This window comes from Cupriavidus pinatubonensis, from assembly GCF_019602855.1.
In the GTDB taxonomy this organism is placed as follows: Bacteria; Pseudomonadota; Gammaproteobacteria; order Burkholderiales; family Burkholderiaceae; genus Cupriavidus; species Cupriavidus pinatubonensis.
This window is the reverse complement of sequence record NZ_CP080767.1, coordinates 3,367,075-3,386,375: the sequence shown is the minus strand read 5'-3', so window position 1 is coordinate 3,386,375 and position 19,301 is coordinate 3,367,075. Positions and strand designations below refer to the sequence as shown.

The 19,301-nt window shown below is 66.8% G+C and carries 15 protein-coding genes; 9 read left to right on the top strand and 6 right to left on the bottom strand.

The window, feature by feature from the left end; translation table 11 throughout:
- Positions 1–3 precede the first annotated feature (3 nt).
- Together K2O51_RS28355 and K2O51_RS28350 are read right to left on the bottom strand one after the other, a co-directional pair.
- Positions 4–3,303, bottom strand: a complete 3,300-nt coding sequence (locus K2O51_RS28355) for an acetyl-CoA carboxylase family protein (protein WP_220631075.1) — start codon at positions 3,301–3,303, stop codon at positions 4–6.
- A gap of 73 nt (positions 3,304–3,376) precedes the next feature.
- Positions 3,377–5,155: an AMP-binding protein gene (locus K2O51_RS28350; RefSeq protein WP_220631074.1), complete on the bottom strand. Its 1,779-nt coding sequence runs from the start codon at positions 5,153–5,155 to the stop codon at positions 3,377–3,379.
- A gap of 206 nt (positions 5,156–5,361) precedes the next feature.
- On the opposite strand from K2O51_RS28350, the gene K2O51_RS28345 reads away from it, so the two are divergent.
- Positions 5,362–5,997 (top strand): TetR/AcrR family transcriptional regulator, encoded by a 636-nt coding sequence (locus K2O51_RS28345; RefSeq protein WP_140952378.1) that lies wholly within the window; start codon positions 5,362–5,364, stop codon positions 5,995–5,997.
- 169 nt (positions 5,998–6,166) lie between these two features.
- Positions 6,167–7,849 carry a long-chain fatty acid--CoA ligase gene (locus K2O51_RS28340; RefSeq protein ID WP_011299139.1) on the top strand — a complete coding sequence of 561 codons (1,683 nt, stop codon included), beginning with the start codon at positions 6,167–6,169 and terminating at the stop codon, positions 7,847–7,849.
- A gap of 67 nt (positions 7,850–7,916) precedes the next feature.
- On the opposite strand, the gene K2O51_RS28335 is transcribed toward K2O51_RS28340, so the two are convergent.
- The 4 genes from K2O51_RS28335 to K2O51_RS28320 form a co-directional block, all read right to left on the bottom strand.
- On the bottom strand, positions 7,917–8,369 hold the full coding sequence (locus K2O51_RS28335) for a hypothetical protein (protein ID WP_220631073.1): 453 nt from the start codon (positions 8,367–8,369) through the stop codon (positions 7,917–7,919).
- Positions 8,366–8,869 (bottom strand): MarR family winged helix-turn-helix transcriptional regulator, encoded by a 504-nt coding sequence (locus K2O51_RS28330; protein ID WP_011299137.1) that lies wholly within the window; start codon positions 8,867–8,869, stop codon positions 8,366–8,368. Before K2O51_RS28330 ends, K2O51_RS28335 begins: the two co-directional genes overlap by 4 nt.
- Before the next feature lie 108 nt (positions 8,870–8,977).
- Positions 8,978–9,979 (bottom strand): Bug family tripartite tricarboxylate transporter substrate binding protein, encoded by a 1,002-nt coding sequence (locus K2O51_RS28325; RefSeq protein ID WP_011299136.1) that lies wholly within the window; start codon positions 9,977–9,979, stop codon positions 8,978–8,980.
- A gap of 164 nt (positions 9,980–10,143) precedes the next feature.
- Entirely contained in the window at positions 10,144–11,307 is a 1,164-nt protein-coding gene (locus tag K2O51_RS28320) for a porin (RefSeq protein ID WP_011299135.1), read from the bottom strand.
- A 389-nt stretch (positions 11,308–11,696) separates the two neighbouring features.
- Here K2O51_RS28320 and coq7 point away from each other — a divergent pair, with 389 nt between their 5' ends.
- The 7 genes from coq7 to K2O51_RS28285 all read left to right on the top strand — a co-directional run bounded on the left by coq7 (position 11,697) and on the right by K2O51_RS28285 (position 19,297).
- Positions 11,697–12,320 carry a 2-polyprenyl-3-methyl-6-methoxy-1,4-benzoquinone monooxygenase gene (gene coq7, locus K2O51_RS28315; protein ID WP_011299134.1) on the top strand — a complete coding sequence of 208 codons (624 nt, stop codon included), beginning with the start codon at positions 11,697–11,699 and terminating at the stop codon, positions 12,318–12,320.
- Between the two features lie 461 nt (positions 12,321–12,781).
- Positions 12,782–13,210 carry a division/cell wall cluster transcriptional repressor MraZ gene (gene mraZ, locus K2O51_RS28310; protein WP_011299133.1) on the top strand — a complete coding sequence of 143 codons (429 nt, stop codon included), beginning with the start codon at positions 12,782–12,784 and terminating at the stop codon, positions 13,208–13,210.
- A gap of 7 nt (positions 13,211–13,217) precedes the next feature.
- Positions 13,218–14,216 (top strand): 16S rRNA (cytosine(1402)-N(4))-methyltransferase RsmH, encoded by a 999-nt coding sequence (gene rsmH / locus K2O51_RS28305; protein ID WP_011299132.1) that lies wholly within the window; start codon positions 13,218–13,220, stop codon positions 14,214–14,216.
- The gene (gene ftsL, locus K2O51_RS28300; protein ID WP_011299131.1) at positions 14,213–14,542 is read left to right on the top strand and encodes a cell division protein FtsL; all 330 of its coding nucleotides are present in this window, start codon (positions 14,213–14,215) and stop codon (positions 14,540–14,542) included. Before rsmH ends, ftsL begins: the two co-directional genes overlap by 4 nt.
- Positions 14,539–16,341, top strand: coding sequence for a peptidoglycan D,D-transpeptidase FtsI family protein (locus K2O51_RS28295; protein WP_011299130.1), 1,803 nt, complete (start codon positions 14,539–14,541; stop codon positions 16,339–16,341). The genes ftsL and K2O51_RS28295 overlap by 4 nt, the downstream gene beginning before the upstream one ends.
- Entirely contained in the window at positions 16,338–17,900 is a 1,563-nt protein-coding gene (locus K2O51_RS28290; protein ID WP_011299129.1) for a UDP-N-acetylmuramoyl-L-alanyl-D-glutamate--2,6-diaminopimelate ligase, read from the top strand. The genes K2O51_RS28295 and K2O51_RS28290 overlap by 4 nt, the downstream gene beginning before the upstream one ends.
- Positions 17,897–19,297, top strand: coding sequence for a UDP-N-acetylmuramoyl-tripeptide--D-alanyl-D-alanine ligase (locus K2O51_RS28285; protein ID WP_011299128.1), 1,401 nt, complete (start codon positions 17,897–17,899; stop codon positions 19,295–19,297). Before K2O51_RS28290 ends, K2O51_RS28285 begins: the two co-directional genes overlap by 4 nt.
- Positions 19,298–19,301: the final 4 nt, after the last annotated feature.

Below are 19,301 nucleotides of genomic sequence, written 5' to 3'. Positions count from 1 at the left end.
TTATTACCAGGTGTCGATGAAGCGGCGGTCCTCGCCAGTGCGCCGCCCGAGGCTGCGGGGCGGCACCGAGGCGAGGCCGCGCAACAGCCAGCGGCGCGTGTCGGCAGGGTCGATCACGGCGTCGATCTCGAGGTGGCTCGCCATGTTCAGTGCGCGGCCGCGTTGGTACGCGGCATCGACCATGCGCGCGAACAGCGCCTCGCGCTCGTCGGGGTCGGCCACGGCTTCCAGTTCCTTGCGGAAGCCGAGCCGGATCGAACCCTCCAGCCCCATGGCGCCAAATTCGCCGCTTGGCCACGCTGCCGTGAAGAACGGCGCGGCAAAGCTGCCGCCGGCCATCGCTTGCGCGCCGAGCCCGTAGCCCTTGCGCAGCACAACTGTGAAGAACGGCACGCGCAGCGCGCCGGCCACCACGAACAGGCGCGAGACGTGGCGCACCGTGGCGCTTTTCTCGGCCTGCGGGCCGACCATGAAGCCCGGTGTGTCGCACAGCGACAGGATCGGCAGGCCGTGCGCATCGCACAGCTGCATGAAGCGTGCGGCCTTGTCCCCGGCGGCGCTGTCGATCGCGCCGCCGAGGTGGCGCGGGTTGTTGGCGATGCAGCCGAACGCACGGCCTTCGATGCGGATCAGCGCGGTGATGATGCCGGTGCCGAACGCAGCGCGCAGTTCGAGCACGGAATCTGTGTCCGCCAGCGCGTGGATGACGGCACGCATGTCGTAGCTGCGCAGGCGGTTCTCGGGAATCGCATGGCGCAGATGGCGTGGGTCTTCGCCCCGCCAGCCGGGGGCATCGCCCTGGAAGTAGGCCAGGTAGCGGCGCGCGGTGTCGACAGCGGCCTGCTCGTCGTCGACGACGACATCGATGACGCCATTGGGCGCCTGCACGCCGACCGGGCCGACTTCCTCGGGTGCGTACACGCCGAGGCCGCCGCCCTCGATCATGGCCGGGCCGCCCATGCCGATGGTCGCGCTACGCGTGGCGATGATCACGTCGGCGCAGCCGAGCAGCGCCGCATTGCCGGCGAAGCAGCGCCCGTGCACGATCCCGACCAGCGGCACTTGGCCGGAAAGCCGCGCGAACTGGATGAACGAGGTGCAGTCGAGTCCAGCCACTACCGGCATGTCGGTGTCGCCGGGGCGGCCGCCGCCACCTTCGGCGAACAGCACCACCGGCAGTCGCCACTGCCGCGCCAGGGCGAGCATGCGGTCCAGTTTCTTGTGGCCGTAGTAGCCCTGCGTGCCGGCCAGCACCGTGTAGTCGTAGGCGAGGACCATGCAACGCGCGTCAGCATCGGGAAGCTGCGCCGCATTCACGGTGCCGATGCCGGTGACGATGCCATCGGCCGGCGTCGAGCGGATCAGGTCGTCTTCCGTGCGGCGCTGGCGCTGGGCCGCGATGGCCAGCGCGCCGTATTCGATGAAGGAGTCGGCGTCGCATAGTTGCGCGATGTTCTCGCGCGCGGTACGGCCGCCCTGTGCGTGGCGTTTTGCCACGGCAGCGTCGCGCGCGGCATCGTGGCCGAGTGCGTGGCGCTCGAGCGCTTCGCGCAGGTCGGCGCGGATATGCTCGAGATCAGCGGCGGCGCAGGCCTGCTCGGCATGGCCGGTGTCGTCGCCGGCTTCGATCAGCACCAGCGTGGCGCCGGCACGTACGGTGGCGCCGGCCTCCGTCCGCACGGCCAGCACGGTGCCGGCGGCTGGTGCCTCGACCGGGTGCTCCATCTTCATCGCTTCGATGACGGCTAGCGGCTGGCCACGGCGCACGGTGTCGCCCGGCTTCACATGGAGTGCGGCCAGCGCGCCGTCCATCGGCGCCTGCACGGCGAACGCATCGGTGGGCAGGTCATCCTCGTCGTCGGGGTCCTGCTCCGGGATCGCGGTTGCGGTGGCATGCAGCGCAGGATGATCGCTATCGGCTGCGGCGAGCGCAGGCAATGCATGGTCAAGGTATTGCGTGTGGACCGCGTTGCGCTGCACGGCGTCCTGTTGCAGCAAGTCCTGCAGCAGGCGCCGGTTGGTGTTGATGCCCTCGATGCGGAACTCGCACAGCGCGCGGTACGCCAGACCCAGCGCACGTGCGTAGTTGCCGCTGGGTTCGTGCACGATCAGCTTTGCGAGCAGCGAGTCGAAGCGCGGGTTGGCTGCCATGCCCGCGTAGCCCGCGCTATCGACCCGCACGCCGGGGCCGCTCGGCGCCTCGAACGCGGTGAGCGTGCCCGCGGCCGGGCGCAGGTTGCCCTGTCCGTCGAGATGTTCGGCATTGATGCGCAGCTGCACGGCAACGCCGCGCGGTACCGGCGCGCGTGCCATACTCAGTTGCGCGAGATCTGCGCCCATCGCAATGGCGAGTTGGGTTTGCACGAGATCCACGCCGGTGACCATCTCGGTCACGGTATGTTCGACCTGCAGGCGCGGGTTGGCTTCCATGAACCAGAACGCGGGCGGCTGGCCGTCGCGTTCCTGCACAAGGAATTCAAACGTGCCGATGCCCCGGTACGCGGCCGCGCGTGCCAGCGTGGCGGCAGCCTCGGCGAGGCGCGCGCGCGTCGCATCGTCGAGCGCGGGGCTGGGCGCGACTTCCACGAGCTTCTGGTGGCGGCGTTGCAGGCTGCACTCGCGTTCGCCGAGCGTGACGACTTGCTCATTGGTGTCCGCGACCACCTGAATTTCGATGTGGCGCGGCGCCGTGACGATCTGTTCGACATAGACCGCGCCGTTGCCGAATGCCGCCGTCGCTTCCGACGCGCAACGTGTCCATGCTTCGTCGATCTGCGCCACATCATGGACTGCACGCATGCCGCGTCCGCCGCCGCCGGCCAGCGCCTTGATCATCATGCCGGTACCGTTCGGCAGGTCGGCAAAGAAGGCATGTGCTTCGGCCAGCGTGGTGGGCCCGGTCGTTCCCGGCACCACTGGCACGCCATGTTCGCGGGCCAGTGCGCGCGCCCGCGCCTTGTCGCCGAAGAGCCGCAGCACATCGGGCGCCGGACCGACGAAGATCAGACCCGCGTCCAGACAGGCCTGCGCGAAGTCCGCGTTCTCGGACAGGAACCCATAGCCGGGATGAACTAGCTGGCAGCCGGCGCGCCGCGCGGCGGCAACCACCTGTTCGATATCGAGATAAGCGCGCGGACCGCTGCCGGGCAGCGCCACGGCATCATCGGCCTTGCGCACGTGCAGCGCGTCGCGGTCGTCCTCGCTGTGGATGGCCACGCTCGGCATGTCCAGGGCCGCTGCCGCGCGGGCGATGCGGATGGCGATTTCGCCGCGGTTGGCGATCAGGAGCTTCGGCGGATTCATGTCGGATAGCGGTGAGGCATGGGGCACCCGCCCCAGCATCGAAATGCGTGGGGCAGGCAGAGGGGATACAGCGTCAGCGCAGTGCGTCGGCCATCGGCACCAGGTCCTGCTTGCGCACCTTGCCGGTCGCCGTCAGCGGCAGCGCATCGACGATGTGAAGCTGCGGCACCTTGTAGACCGCCATGCTGCCGCGGCACCACGCGGTCAGCGCGGCTTCGTCGACGGTGCCGACGGCGTCGGGCTTGAGCATCACGAAGGCCACCGGCACCTGGCCGCGGTCCTCGTCGGGGCGCCCGACCACGGCCGAGCCAAGGATGGCCGGGTGCTGGCCGAGCATTGTTTCGATCTCGGCCGGGAACACGCTCATGCCGTTGACCTTGAGCATCTCCTTGCGCCGGCCCAGATAGTGCAGGTAGCCGTCGGTGTCGATCACGCCGATGTCGCCGGTGTGGAACCAGCCGTCGCGCAGCGATTCGCGTGTGGCCTCGGGCTTGTTCCAGTAGCCCTTGAGCAGCGTCGGCGTGCGCACGCACAACTCGCCCTCGGTGCCGAGCGGCAGCAGTTCGCCCGTGGCGAAGTCGCACACCTTGAATTCGGTGCCCGGCACCGGCAGGCCGACGAACACGGGCTGCGCGCGCAGGTCCATGTCGTTGTCCTGCATGCCGCAGGTGAACGTGTTGCAGGTCTGCGTTTCGGTCATGCCCCACGCGGTTTCAGCGATGGTGGCGCCGGTCAGCGCCTGCCAGCGGTGGCGGTAATCGAGGTTCAGCTTCTTGATGAACGACGACACGCCGACATGGCGCAGCGAGCGCAGATCGTAGTCGGCAACGCGCGGGTGGTCCATCACCTCGACGGCACTGTCGACGAGCATCGAAGCATTGGTGACCCGGTAGTGCTGCACGGCGGCCATGAAAGTCTGGGCGTCCCAGCGCGCCAGCAAAACCAGCGGTATGCCAAAGAAGACCGGGAAGATCAGGCACAGGTTCTCGCCCGCGATCCAGAACTCGGGGAAGAAGCCGAGCATGACGGAGTCGTCGGTCATGGGCAGTGCCACGGCGCCGAACGCGGCGGCCATGTCGACCATGTCGCCCTGCGTGTGGATGCAGCCCTTCGGCAAGCCTGTGGTGCCGCCGGTGTAGTTGAGCGCGGCCGGGGCATCGAGATCGGGAATTGCTTGTGGCGCCGGCGCGGTGCAGGTGGACATCGCGCGCAGCAGGTCGATCGCGCGGTCTTGGGCCTGGGGTTCCAGGCGCGGGGCCTGCACCATCGGTGGCAACGGCAGTGTGGGCTCGGCCGGCACGACGTCAGCGTAGCTGGCGACAAAGAGATTGCGCAACGGATCGTCAGCGCCAAGTTCTTCGCGCGTGTCCGCCACGAGCGGCAGCAACTGATCCAGCGCGATCAGTGCGCAAAGCGTGCTGTCGCGCAGCGCATGCAACAATTCGGCGCGCTGCGACAGCGGGCTTACCGGCACGTAGATCGCGCCCAACTTCAGGATGCCGAAGAACACGACATGGAACTGCGGGCAGTTGGGCAGCAGTACCGCGACGCGGTCGCCGGTGCCGATGCCGTGCGCGGCCAGCAAGGCGGCGCAACGGTCGCTCTGCGCATCGAGCTCCGCATAGCTCGTGACATGGCCATAGAAGTGGACCGCGGGCTGCTGCGGGCGTTCGCGGGCCCAATGGCGCAGCATCTCGGACAGCGGCACGCGGCCCAGCGGGTACTGCGGTTCGCGCGGCGCACCGGCCGGCCAGGCGGCGTGCCAGCGGCGGCGCAGATCATCGAGATACTCGGCTTCATTCCGTGGTGCGCGGAGCGCGGCGGATATGGGCGGCGTTGCGGTCGGGTCCATCAGCGGGTGTCTCCTCGCAGGATGTGTCGGTAGCGGCGCGATCAGCACGCCGCAGTTGTGTACCTTTTGGTATATTTATTTACCGATGGGTATGATCGTAGGCGGGACGCGCGTTTGCGTCAATCCGCCGAACGCCTGTGGTCCCCCCGAATGTGGGCTGGGTGTGCCCCGATGGCGAGCCTGCGGGCCCATGCGAGAATTGCGACATGTCAATTGCACCGAAACCCGCAGCGGAAGCCGAGGAAGCGCCGGCCCGCCCGCATATTGCCGAACGCCAGGAAGCGCGCCGCCGCCAGATTCTGGACGCGGCCGCGCAGCTCTTCTACACCAAGGGCTATCCCGGCATGACCATGAATGACCTGTGCCGCGCGCTGGGCGTGACCAAGCCGGCCGTCTACTACTACTTCACCGACAAGTACGAGATCTTCGACATCCTGTGCCGCGAATCGGCGCAGACCTGCTTGCCTGTCATCCGCGAGACGGCCGATCCGTCGCTGCCGGTCCGCGAACGGCTGCATGCGTGCGTGCTCGAAATGGCGCGCCGCTGCGTGTCGTGCCACGTGGCGGCCACGCTGAGTTTCCGCGACAACCAGTACCTCAAGCCTGAGACGGTGGCCTGGCTCGATAGCATGGCGCGCGATTTCTATCGCGACCTGTATGCGCTGCTCGAGGAAGGCAAGCGCGAAGGCGTGTTCGCGTTTGGCGATGCGCGCGTCGCGGCCCATTCGATCGGCAGCGTGGTCGGCTTCATGTACACGTGGCACCAGCCGGGCCGCATGGAACCCGAGGCGCTCGCGCAGGAGCTGGCGTCCAACATGATGAAGCTGGTGCTGCCAGCCTGAGCGCGGCCTCGGGGTTATCCCGTGGTCGGTGCTGTGCCCGTGGCGCATAATGCGCCTGGGGACCGGTCTTTCCCCCTGAGGACTTCGTCTAACGTGTTGTTTTCACGCGGGCTGGCGTTTAGCATTTCCGAAAAATCGAACGACCATTCAGAAATCAGGAGACGGTGTCATGGACAGGTTTTGGCTGAAACACTACCCGGCCGGCGTGCCCGCCGAGATCGATGCCAGCCAGTTTCGCTCGCTTGCGCAGCTGCTCGAGCATTCCTTCCGCACCTATGCCGACCGCCGCGCCTTCGTCTGCATGGACAAGGCCATCACCTACGGCGAGCTGGACCGCATGTCGGCGCACTTTGCCGCGTGGCTGCAGTCGCGCGGCCTGCGTCCCGGCGCGCGCGTGGCAATCATGATGCCTAACGTGCTGCAATACCCGGTGGTGCTGGCAGCAGTGCTGCGCGCAGGGTTTGTCGTCGTCAACGTCAACCCGCTCTACACGCCGCGCGAGCTGGAGCACCAGCTCAAGGACAGCGGCGCCGAGGCCATCGTCATCCTCGAAAACTTCGCCACCACGCTGCAGCAGGTGCTGGCGCGCACGCCGGTCAAGCATGTGGTGGTCGCGAGCATGGGCGACCTGCTTGGCGGCCTCAAGGGGGCCATCGTCAATTTCGTGGTGCGCAACGTCAAGAAGATGGTGCCGGAGTGGGAGCTGCCCAACTGCGTGCGCTTCAATGCCGTACTGGCCGAAGGGCGCAAGCTCACGCTGCAGCCGGCCACCACGGGGCCTGACGACGTTGCGTTCCTGCAATACACGGGTGGCACCACCGGCGTTTCGAAAGGCGCCGTGCTGCTGCACCGAAACGTAGTTGCCAACGTGCTGCAATCGGAAGCGTGGATGCAGCCGGCGCTGAACAAGGGCGCGCCGATCGAGCAGGTGGTCACGATCACCGCGCTGCCGCTGTACCACATCTTCGCGCTGACGGTCTGCTGCCTGCTCGGCATGCGCAATGGCGGGATGAGCGTGCTGATCCCGAATCCGCGCGATATCCCGGGCTTTATCAAGGAACTGCAGAAGTACAAGTTCCACATGTTCCCGGCGGTCAACACGCTGTACAACGCGCTGCTCAACAACCCGGAAATCGGCAAGGTCGACTTCTCGGGGCTACGCGTGGCGAATGGCGGCGGCATGGCGGTGCAGGAGGCGGTGGCCAAGCAGTGGCTTGCCAAGACCGGGTGCCCGATCATCGAGGGCTATGGCCTGTCCGAGACTTCGCCGTCGGCCACCTGCAATCCGACCGACAGCAACGCGTTCTCGGGCACCATCGGCCTGCCGCTGCCATCGACCGAAATCGCGATCCGCGACGACGACGGCCGCGACGTGCCGCTTGGCCAGCCCGGCGAGATCTGCATCCGCGGCCCGCAGGTGATGGCCGGCTACTGGAACCGTCCGGACGAGACCGCCAAGGTCATGACGCCCGACGGCTTCTTCAAGACCGGCGATATCGGCGTGATGGACGAGCGCGGCTATACCAAGATCGTCGACCGCAAGAAGGACATGATCCTGGTGTCGGGCTTCAACGTGTATCCGAACGAGATCGAGGGCGTGGCGGCTGAATGCCCGGGCGTGCTGGAAGTGGCCGCGGTGGGCGTGCCCGACACGCATTCGGGCGAGGTGGTGAAGCTCTACGTCGTGAAGAAGGATCCGGCGCTCACCGAAGCCGATGTGATCGAGTTCTGCAAGGAGCGGCTCACCGGCTACAAGCGGCCCAAATACGTGGAGTTCCGTACCGAGCTGCCGAAGACCAATGTCGGCAAGATCCTGCGGCGCGAGCTGCGCGATACGCGTCAGGCAGCCTGATCGCCTGGCACGGCTCAAGCAAAACGGCCTCCCACCCGGGAGGCCGTTTTGCTTGAGCCCGCTACGTTCAGCACTCGTTCGATGGCGCCAGCCTGGCATCGCTGCTGCCATCGACGTAAATCAGCCGCACGCAGGCACCGGGCTCCAGACCGGGTGCGGCGGGCGCATTGACGGAGGCCATCGTGCCGTCGACGGTGCGCACCTTGTACTGGAACAGGTCGATCTGCTGCGGCGGCGGTGGCCGGTTGAACAGGCGCGAAAGATCGAACGAGAAGCCGACCCCCACGCCGCCTCCGCCCCCGCCACTGCCGCCCACGGCGCCGACCCCGACGCCGCCATAGTTGCCGTAGCCGCCGCCATCGGTCGCGACGTCGACGCGCGTCAGAAAGGTCTTCTCCGTGACGCGGCCGAGCTTGATGGTGGCGTTCAGCGGCATGACCTGTGGCGCTGGCGGCGCGGTATTGCAGCCGGCAATGGTGGCCATCAGCGCGGCCAGAACGAGTGTGTAGGTCGTCTTCATGGCGCAGTCAGCCCGGCCTTGAGCCGGCCAAGCAGTCGGAACAGGGCGCGGCGGTCGGTATCGGCCAGGCCCGAGAACAGTTGCTCGATCCAGTCTTCATGTGCACGCGCCATGCGCGAGAACGCCTCGCGTCCCGCAGGCGTGAGCCGGATCAGGTAGGCGCGACGGTCGGTCGGCAGGGCCTCGCGCGAAACCAGTCCTTCCTGCTGGAGCTGATCCGTAATGCCGGTGACATTGCCGCCTGTCACCATCATGCGGCGCGACAGCTCACCCATCTTGAGGCCTTCGGGATGGCGGTCGAGCTGGGACAGCAGGTCGAAGCGCGGCAGCGTGCAGGCGAAGTCCTGGCGCAGCCGGCTGCGGATATCCGCTTCGACCAGGTTGGTGCAAGTCAGCAGGCGCAGCCACAGGCGCAGTGCCTCGTGCTCGGTGTCGCCAGCACGGGTTTCAAGGTCGACCGGGACGGCATCGGCGTTGCCGGCGGTGGAGGGATTGGGCATCTGGATGGACGGTTATGCGGCCGGACCGCCCGCGACTTGCGGGCAGTCCAGACATTTGATGCCTCAAGTATATGCCGGTTGGCCGGTTCGGGCCGCTGTCTGGCCTGTTTAGTCGACCTTGGCGCCCGAAGCCTTGACCACCTGGGCCCACTTGGCGGTTTCCGAGCGGATCAGCGCGGCGAACTGCTCCGGCGTATTGCCGACCGGTTCCGCGCCCTGGGCCAGCAGGCGCTCGCGCACGGCGGGCGAGCCCAGCGCCTTGGCGACCTCGTGCTGCAGGCGGTGGATGATGTCGGGCGGCGTGCCGGCCGGCGCCAGCAGGCCAAACCAGGAGCTGGCCTCGTAGCTGGGCAGGTTCGCGGCGGCTGCGATGGTCGGCACGTCGGGCAGGGCCGGCGACGGCTTGGCGCTGGTCACTGCCAGCGCCTTGAGCTTGCCGGCCTTGATCAGCGCCATGGATGACGGCAGGTTGTCGAACATGACCTGCATGGTGCCGCCCGCCAGGTCCGTCAGCGCGGGTCCGCTGCCCTTGTACGGGAAGTGGACCATATAGGTGCGTGTCTGCGTCTTGAAGAGTTCGCCGGCCAGGTGGATCGACGTACCGTTGCCGCTCGATGCCATGTTCAGCTTGCCCGGGTTGGCGCGCGCATAGGCGATCAGGTCGCGGACGTTGCTGATCTTGTTCTGCTGCGCGAAGGCCGGGTTGACCACCAGCACATTGGGCACAGCGGCGACTTCGGTGATCGGCGCGAAGTCCTTGATCGGATCGAACGGCAGCTTGCCGTACAGCGACTGATTGATGCCGTGCGTGCCGACCGTGCCCATCAGCAGCGTGTAGCCGTCAGGCGCGGATTTGGCCACGATGTCGGCGCCGATGTTGCCGCCGGCGCCGGGTTTGTTGTCCACCACCATGTTCCAGCCGGGCAGCTTCGCAAGCTCGGCCGCCACCGCGCGCGCCAGGATGTCAGTCGTGCCGCCGGCCGCGAACGGCACCACGAGCCGGATCGGCTTGTTCGGATAGGGATCCGCCGCCAGGACCGGCTGACTCAGTAATGCGGCGAGACTGCCGGACAACAGCAGTGCGACGACGTGCCGGCGATGGGATGGCATGCGGGTCTCCTGAAATGTCCGGGCAAGCCCGGTCTGTGGATGGGTCAGTGCATTCTAGTGGGCACCCGCGTGAACGCCGATGAGGTGATGCCCTATGACCGCACATGCGCCATGCCAAAGAAAAAGGCACCCGAAGGTGCCTTTGCGGTTCAGGCGAAATACGCTCAGAACTTGTGGCGGATGCCGATGGCAGCGCCGAACATCGAGCTTTGACCATTGGCCAGCGCATAGCTTTGACCCAAGGAAAGGCTCGTCGCGTACGTCGTGGCCAGCGATTCCATCGTCAGGCCGGCGTTCTTGGCGTAGGCAGTGCTCAGGTAGACGTCGGTACGCTTGGAGAACGAGTAGGTCGCGATGAAGGCGATCTGCCACGGGTTGGCAACGTGCGTGTCGCCGAACAGGCTCTTGATGTTGTCGTAGTTGTATTCCAGCGTCAGGCCGACGGCCGGGGTGACCTGGTAGTTAGCACCGATCCAGTAGAAGTCGTCACGCTGGATCAGCACGTCCGCGGCGTTCTTCTGCTGGCCCCAGCGGTAGCCGCCCATGATCTTGGCCGGGCCATACGAATAGCTGGCTGCGGCGGAGGCTTTCTTGACGGTGCCGTTGCCGGTACCGATGGTCGGGTTCCACTGATCGTAGCCAACCGTTGCGCCGAACGGGCCTGCAAGGTAGGTCACGGCAGCACCGTAGCCCGTATCGCGGCGGAACGCGCCCGGGACTTCGCCGTTGCCGCCGATCGGCGTTGCCACGCCAACCGTCGCCGGCAACGCTACACCAGTACCGAACGACCAATGGGCGCCCGCCGTGATCGGACCGAACTTGCCGGTGTACTTGATGGTGTTGTCTTCACGGTAGTTGGGGCCTTGCTGCAGTACGACAGGTTCGTACTGGGTGGCGTAGGCAGTCGGCGAGAAGTTGGCCAGCGCGTCGAACATCGAGACGTACTGGCGGCCGAAGGTGAACTGGCCGATGCGGTCACTTTGCAGACCCACGAAGGACTGACGACCAAACAGACGGCCGCTTTGCTGCAGGCCACCGGTGTCGGAGCTGAAGCCGCTTTCCAGCACGAACAGGGCCTTCAGGCCGCCACCGAGATCCTCGGTGCCGCGCAAGCCCCAGCGCGACCCGGACAGGCCACCCGGATCCATGCGGGTAACGGAATGGGCAGGGCCGCGATTGAACCCGTTGGTCGCAACGGGTACGACACCGACGTTATTGACGTATTCGATGTTGGCGTCGACCACACCGTAAAGCGTCACGCTCGATTGTGCTTGTGCCGCACCTGCAAACGCGCCCAGTGCTGCCAGCGCGATAAGCGATTTCTTCATGCTCAACGATCTCCACTTAATGAATTGTTATGTGGCGAGCGAGAAAACCTCCTAAATCTCCATTCCTCACTGCCAGACTTCCTGCGTTGCTGAGAAGCTGCGAAGTACTGTAACAAACAACCTTAAATTCACTATCTGCGGCCAACCCCGTTGTCGGCTTTTAACAACTCAGGGTTTTCTTGTACCCGCGAGTAAATTGCTAGGCCTGGCATGGGACAGCGGGAGTTAGAGCCTTGCTACAATGCGGGTAATCCCGATGTCTTCGGCGGTTCGCAATGGCGGCATGTTGCCCCTGCTTTGGCAGGGTATTTCTGCACCAGCCCCGGGGATTTCAGGCTTATTGCCCGATTGCTTTTTCTTTTACTGGCCTTTTCGCTTTCCCGCATCGCATGGACACTTTCATCCGCGAATTCGACATGGCATTGCGCGCCATTGCTGGTGCCACGCGCTCGGGCCGGGCTAATCCCGCTGACCGGCTCGCACCGGACGACGGGCAACTCGAGCAGGCCGAGCGCCGCCACGTGGCCGGACTCATGCGAGTCAACCATGTCGGCGAAGTCTGTGCGCAGGCTCTCTACCAGGCGCAGAAGCTCACCGCGCGCAATGACGACGTGCGAACCCAGATGGACACCGCCGCGCGCGAAGAGGAAGACCATCTCGCCTGGTGCGCCGAACGGCTGCGCGAACTCGATTCGCGGCCGAGCCTGCTGAACCCACTGTGGTACGCGGGCGCTTTTGCGATCGGTTTCCTGGCCGGCCGCGCCGGCGACAAGGTCAGCCTCGGCTTCGTCGCGGAAACCGAGCACCAGGTCGAGCAGCACCTGAGCGGCCACCTTGACCAGCTGCCCGCGGCCGACGGCCGCTCGCGCGCTATCCTCGAACAGATGCGCGATGACGAGATCCGCCATGGCGATGCCGCCCGCGCTGCCGGCGGCGTGCCGCTGCCCGCGCCGGTGCGTGCGCTGATGCGCGGCGCATCCCGCGTCATGACGACCGCCGCGTACCGGATCTGAGCTTGTGCAGCGGGGCCTGCAAGGGGCTCCGCATCGGGCCCGCACGGAGCCCGGTACTGGGCCCGGTACTGGGCCCGTTTCGCCGGCCATGTCCGGCAAATGTTGTATCCTTCCCCACGGTCTCGGGCCGGTCTTTCCCGCGATTTCGGCAGTCCCTCCCCCGGCAGTTCTCAGGTGGTTTCTCTGCTTTGCTCCCTAAGATCTTCATTTCATTAAGGATTCACGTTTACGGTGCGTGGAGGTATGCGCGCTAAGTCTTTGTTCTGATTCGAAAATCCCGGTTTGTTGCCGTGCAGCGAGCCTTGACCCGCGAAATTGCTTCCTCTAAAGTGGGAAATAGTGTGAGGAAGTGTATTTTTGTGTGAAATTGGACCCGTACCGTGGGATCATCCCGCAGGTCGGAATGCAACGATTCACGCACGTGCCGGCAAGCCAGTTGCCGGCCGGACCGGGGAGCAAGCTTGTTTCAGGGAGCATCGGCGCTCTCGCTGGATGCCAAGGGGCGGATGTCGATTCCGTCGCGGCACCGGGAAGCGCTGCAACAGCAGGCCGAGGGCCGGGTGACGCTGACCAAGCACCCGGATGGCTGCCTGCTGCTGTTTCCCAGGCCCGAGTGGGAAAGTTTCCGGCAACGGATTGCGGCGCTGCCGATGGATGCGCACTGGTGGAAGCGCATCTTCCTGGGCAACGCTGCCGACGTGGAAATGGACGGCGCAGGCCGCGTGCTGATCGCACCGGAGCTGCGCGGTGCCGCCATGCTCGACAAGGAAGTCATGCTGCTCGGCATGGGCAGCCATTTCGAAGTCTGGGATGCCGCGACATACGCCGCCAAGGAACAGCAGGCGATGGCGCAAGGCATGCCGGAAGCATTGAAGAATTTCTCTTTCTGACGAGGTCATGAGTCCTACCGGATCGCCGGCAACCCCCGCCCTGCGCCATCGCACCGTGCTGCTGGACGAGGCCGTCGAGGCATTGGTCTGGCGGCCCGACGGTGTTTACGTGGACGGCACCTTCGGCAGGGGAGGGCACAGCCGGGCAGTTCTGGCCCGGCTGGGGCCAGACGGGGCCCTCGTCGCGTTCGACAAGGACCCAGCAGCAATCGCAGAAGCGGGCACCATCCAGGATGCCCGCTTCTCCATTGAGCACGAGAGCTTTGCGGCCATGGGCGAGCGCCTGGCCGGGCGCGGCCATGTGGCCGGCGTGCTGCTCGACCTGGGGATCAGCTCGCCCCAGATCGATGAAGCGGCGAGGGGGTTTTCCTTTCGTTTCGAGGGCCCGCTGGACATGCGCATGGACACCACGCGCGGCATTACCGCCGCCGAGTGGCTGGCGCAGGCGGAAGAGCAGGACATTGCCAGGGTGATACGAGACTATGGGGAAGAACGGTTTGCTGTACAGATTGCAAAGGCGATTGTTGCTCGCCGGCGCGAACCCGGCGATGGCGGACCTCTCGCCACTACTGCCGACCTTGCCGCGCTCGTGGCGAAAGCCGTCAAAACACGCGAGAAGGGTCAGGACCCTGCGACCCGCACCTTTCAGGCTCTACGGATTCACATCAATCAAGAGCTTGAGGACCTCGAAAGAGGGCTGAAGGCTGCCTATGACCTGCTGCAGGTAGGGGGCCGCCTCGTGGTGATCAGCTTCCATTCGCTGGAGGACCGCATCGTCAAGCGGTTCATGGCGGCGCACGCCCGTCCCCAGCAGGATGCCGATCCCGCGCTGCGCCGCGCGCCACTGCGCGCGGCCGATTTGCCACAGCCGACGCTGCGCCTGCTGGGCCGCGTCAAGCCCGGCGCGCAGGAAGTTGCCGACAACCCGCGCGCGCGATCGGCCGTGATGCGCGTCGCCGAAAAACTGGCACCAGCCGCATCGGGCCGAGGGGCGGCGCCAGCATGAACCGACTAACATTTTTCCTCCTTGCGGCACTGATCTTCTGTGCGCTCTCGCTCGTAAGCGCGCAGCACCAGGCGCGCACGCTGTTCGTCGCGCTCGAGCGCGCCCAGGCCGAGGAAAAGCAACTCGACGTCGACTGGTCGCGGCTGCAGTACCAGCAAAGCGCGCTCGGCAAGAGCGCGCGCATTGCCGACGCGGCGCGCACCCAGCTGCGCATGGCACCCATCATGGCAGGCAGGACCCAGTACCTGTCGGGCATCGTGCTGCCGCCGGCGGCACCGGCGCCCGCGGCAGCCGCATCCGCCCCTGCCGGGGAGGAACGTCCATGACCATGGCACGCAGCGGCAACGCCTCGCGCAATCGCCCGAACAACTCGCGTCCGCGCACCGGGCAGTTTTCGGCCAGCCCCGTGCTGGGCCTGCGCCTGCCAATGTGGCGCTCCAAGTTTGTCGTGTTCCTGATGTTCGCGGCATTCGTGGCGCTGGCCGTGCGCGCGCTGTGGATCCAGGGGCCCGGTAACCAGTTCTATGAGGCAGAAGGCAAGAAGCGCTTCCAGCGCACGCTCGAGCTGCCGGCCACGCGCGGCAAGATCCTGGATCGCAACGGCCTGGTGCTGGCCACCAGCCTGCCGGTCAAGGCGATCTGGGCCGTGCCCGAGGATGTGCCGAACCAGGTCGAGGCCGCCAAGATCCGCCAGCTCGCGAAGCTGCTCGACATGTCCGAGAAGGACCTGAGCCGCAAGCTGTCCGAGGACAAGAGCTTTGTCTACCTGAAGCGCCAGGTCCAGCCCGACGCGGCCGAGAAGATTGCCGCGCTGAAGATCGAAGGCATCCACCAGACCCGCGAATACAAGCGCTTCTACCCGGAAGGGGAGGCGATGGCGCACATCGTCGGGTTCACCAATGTGGAAGACCGCGGCCAGGAAGGCGTGGAGCTGGCACGCGAGGCCGGCCTGGCCGGGCGGCCCGGCGCGCGCCAGGTGATCAAGGATCGCCTCGGCCGTGTGGTCGAGGACGTCGGCATCCTCAAGACCCCGCGCGACGGCGAGGACATGCAGCTGTCGATCGACGCCAAGATCCAGTACCTCGCCTACAACGAGCTGAAGGCCGTGGTCGAGCGCAACAAGGCCAAGGCGGCCAGCGCGGTGGTGCTCGACGCCCAGACCGGCGAAGTGCTGGCGCTGGCCAACTGGCCGACCTACAACCCGAACGACCGCACCCGGCTGTCGGGCGAACAGCTGCGCAACCGCGTGCTGACCGACACCTTCGAGCCCGGCTCGATGATGAAGCCGATCACGATCGGCCTCGCGCTGCAGCTCAAGCGCGTGACCCCGTCCACGGTCGTCGTCACCACCGGCAAGTACAACTTCGAAGGCGCCACCATCACCGATACCCACAACTACGGCGCGCTGACCGTGGGCGGCGTGATCCAGAAGTCGAGCAATATCGGCACGACCAAGATCGCGATGATGATGAAGCCGCAGGAAATGTGGGACATGTTCACCAGCGTCGGCCTGGGCCAGGCGCCGAAGATCGGCTTCCCGGGCGCCGTGGCGGGCCGCGTGCGTCCGTTCAAGAGCTGGCGTCCGATCGAACAGGCCACCATGTCGTACGGCTACGGCCTGTCGGTGTCGCTGTTCCAGATGGCGCACGCCTACACGGTCTTCGCGCATGACGGCGAGATCATCCCCGTATCGATGTTCCGCACCAATGGCCCCGTGACCGGCGAACGCATCCTGTCGCCTCAGGTCGCGCGCGACGTGCGCGCCATGCTTGAAACCGTGACGGCGCCCGGCGGCACCGCGCCCGAGGCGCAGGTGATGGGCTACCGCGTCGGCGGCAAGACCGGTACCGCATACAAGCACGAAGGCCGCGGCTACAACCGCAGCAAGTACCGCGCTTCGTTCATCGGCCTGGCGCCGATGTCGAACCCGCGCGTGATCGTCGCCGTCAGCGTGGACGAGCCGACCGCCGGCAGCCACTACGGTGGCGCGGTGGCCGGCCCGGTCTTCGCCGCGATCACCGGCGGCACGCTGCGTGCGCTGAATGTCCAGCCCGATTCGCCGATCCGCCAACTGGTGGTCAGCGACAAGGTGCAGGAAAGCGAACCGTGGAGCTCGACGCAATGACGGCCAAGCCGCTGCTCCCGCTCGAAGTCACCGCACAGGCCAGCGACGCGCTGGCCTGGCTGCGTACCAAGGTGCCGGCCAGTGCCCGGCTGACCGGCGATACGCGCCGCCTGGCGCGCGGCGACGTCTTCCTGGCTTACGTGCTCGGCAACGAGCGCCTGTCCACCGACGGCCGCCCGCATATCGCGCAGGCCATTGCCGCCGGCGCCGGTGCGATCCTGTATGAGGCCGATGGCTTCGACTGGACGTTCGGCGACACCGTGCCGCATCTCGCGCTGAACAGCCTGCACCAGCTTGCCGGCCCGATTGCCGCCGGCTGGTACGGCAATCCCGCTCGCGGCGTGGCCGTCACCGGCATGACCGGCACCAACGGCAAGACTTCGTGCAGCCAGTGGCTGGCGCGGCTGCTGCAAGCCACCGGTACGCCATGCGCGACCATCGGCACGCTCGGTACCGGCTTCCCGGATGCGCTGCAGCCGACCGGCTTCACTACGCCCGATGCCGTGCAACTGCAAGCCAGTCTGGCTAGCCTGCACGATGCCGGCGCGCGCGCGGTGGCAATGGAAGTGTCGTCCCACGGTCTCGAACAGGAGCGCGTGGCCGGTACGCATTTCTCGGTCGCGGTGCTGACCAACCTGACGCAGGACCACCTCGACTACCACGGCACCATGGCCGAGTACGAGGCCGCCAAAGCGCGCCTGTTCCGCTGGGACGGCCTGCGCACCGCCGTGATCAATCGCGATGACGGGATGGGGCGGCGCCTGCTGGCGTCCAACGGCGCGGCCATCGCGGCGCCGCATGTGATCGAGTACGGCATCGACGGTCCGGCGCGTGCGTCCATCAGCGGCGCGCGTGGCCAATGGCTGCGCGCCAGCGGCGTGCGCGCGACGGCGACCGGCACCGCATTCCACATCGACGGCAGCTTCGGCAGCGCCGATGTCGCCACGCCGATGATCGGCGCGTTCAATGTCAGCAACCTGCTTGCAGTGCTCGGTGCGGCGCTGGCCAACGGGGTGGCGTGGGATGCGGCGCTCGCCGCGCTGCGCGCGCTCTCGCCCGTCGATGGCCGCATGGAGCTGTTCGGCGCGCACGCGGGCCAGGACGGCCCGCTGGCCGTGGTCGACTACGCGCACACGCCCGATGCACTGGAAAAGACGCTGGAAGCGCTGCGCCCGGTTGCGCAGGCACGCAATGGCCGCCTGTGGTGCGTGTTCGGCTGTGGCGGCGACCGCGACCCGATCAAGCGCCCCCTCATGGGCGGCGTGGCGGAGCGCCTGGCCGACGAGATCGTGCTGACCAGCGACAACCCGCGCAGCGAGGATCCGCAGGACATCCTCGACGCCATTGCCGACGGCATGGCCGACCGCGCGCGCGGTCGCCAGATCGAAGACCGCGCCGCTGCGATCCTCTATGCAATCAAGCACGCGGCCGGTGCCGACGTGGTGCTTGTGGCCGGCAAGGGCCACGAGGCCACGCAGGAAGCCCATGGCCGCAAGCGGCCGTTCTCGGACCGCGAGCATGTACGCCTGGCCCTCGCCGCGCGGGGGGTATCGGCATGAGCGATTCCAAGATGACGAATTTGCAGGAAGCCGCCGGCTGGATTGCCGGCGCGCGTGTTCTGGGCGATGGCACGCAGGCGTTTGCCCGCGTGCATACCGACAGTCGTACGGTCGAGCCGGGCGACCTGTTTGTCGCGCTCAAGGGTGAGCGCTTCGACGCGCACGATTTCATCGCCGACGTGGTGGCACGCGGTGCTGTCGCCGTACTGGTGAGCCGCGACGTCGATGCCGGCGTGCCGGCCATCGTCGCGCCGGATACGCGCATTGCGCTCGGCGAACTCGGCGCCGGCTGGCGTCGGCAGTTCACGTTGCCGGCCGTCGCGGTGACGGGCAGCAACGGCAAGACCACGGTCAAGGAAATGATCGCGGCGATCTTCGCGGCGGCGGTGGGTGAAGACCAGCGCCTGGCCACGGGCGGCAACCTGAACAATGATATCGGCCTGCCGCTGACGGTGCTGCGCCTGCGCGCGACGCACCGGCTGGCCGTGCTTGAACTGGGCATGAACCATCCGGGCGAGACGGTCTACCTGGCCGGCATCGCCCAGCCGACGGTGGCGGTCGTCACCAATGCGCAGCGAGAACATCAGGAATTCATGGTCAGCGTGGAAGCTGTCGCCCACGAGCATGCCGCGGCCATTGCCGCGCTGCCTGCCGATGGCGTGGCCGTGTTCCCGCTCGACGAAGAAAGCGGCGGCCAGCATGCCGCGATCTGGCGCGCAGCTGCCGGTACGCGGCGCGTGCTCAGCTTCGGCACCGCGGGCGAGGCCGACGTGCAGGCCACGGTGGCGCTCGTCGACGGCGTGCAGGTGATGCAGGTCCGCGCGCCGGGCCATGCATTCGAGGTGCACCTCGGCCTGCTCGGCACGCACAACGTTCGCAACGCGCTCGCGGCTACCGCCTGCGCGCTGGCGGCCGGCGTGCAGGTGCCGGCTATCCAGCAAGGACTGGCGGCATTCAAGGCTGTCAAAGGCCGGCTGCAGGTCAAGCACACGCCGGGTGGCACCGTGGTGATCGACGACACCTACAACGCCAACCCCGATTCCATGCGCGCCGCGATCGACGTGCTGGCCGGGTTTGCCGCGCCGCGCCTGCTGGTGATCGGCGACATGGGCGAGGTCGGGGACCAGGGGCCGGCGTTCCACACGGAAATCGGCGGCTATGCGCAGGCGCTCGGCATCGAAGCGTTGTGGGCGACGGGCGAACTGGCCACGCATGCCGTGCAGGCATTCGGTGCGCAAGGCAGGCATTTCGAACGGGCGGCGGATCTCGCCCGGGCGCTGGAGGAAGACGCAGGGGGCACGGTGGCGAAGGCTGGCGCCGTGCTGGTGAAGGGATCGCGCTTCATGCGCATGGAACGGATGGTGGCTGCGCTGGTCGCAGACACTCCCGCTCACTAGATAA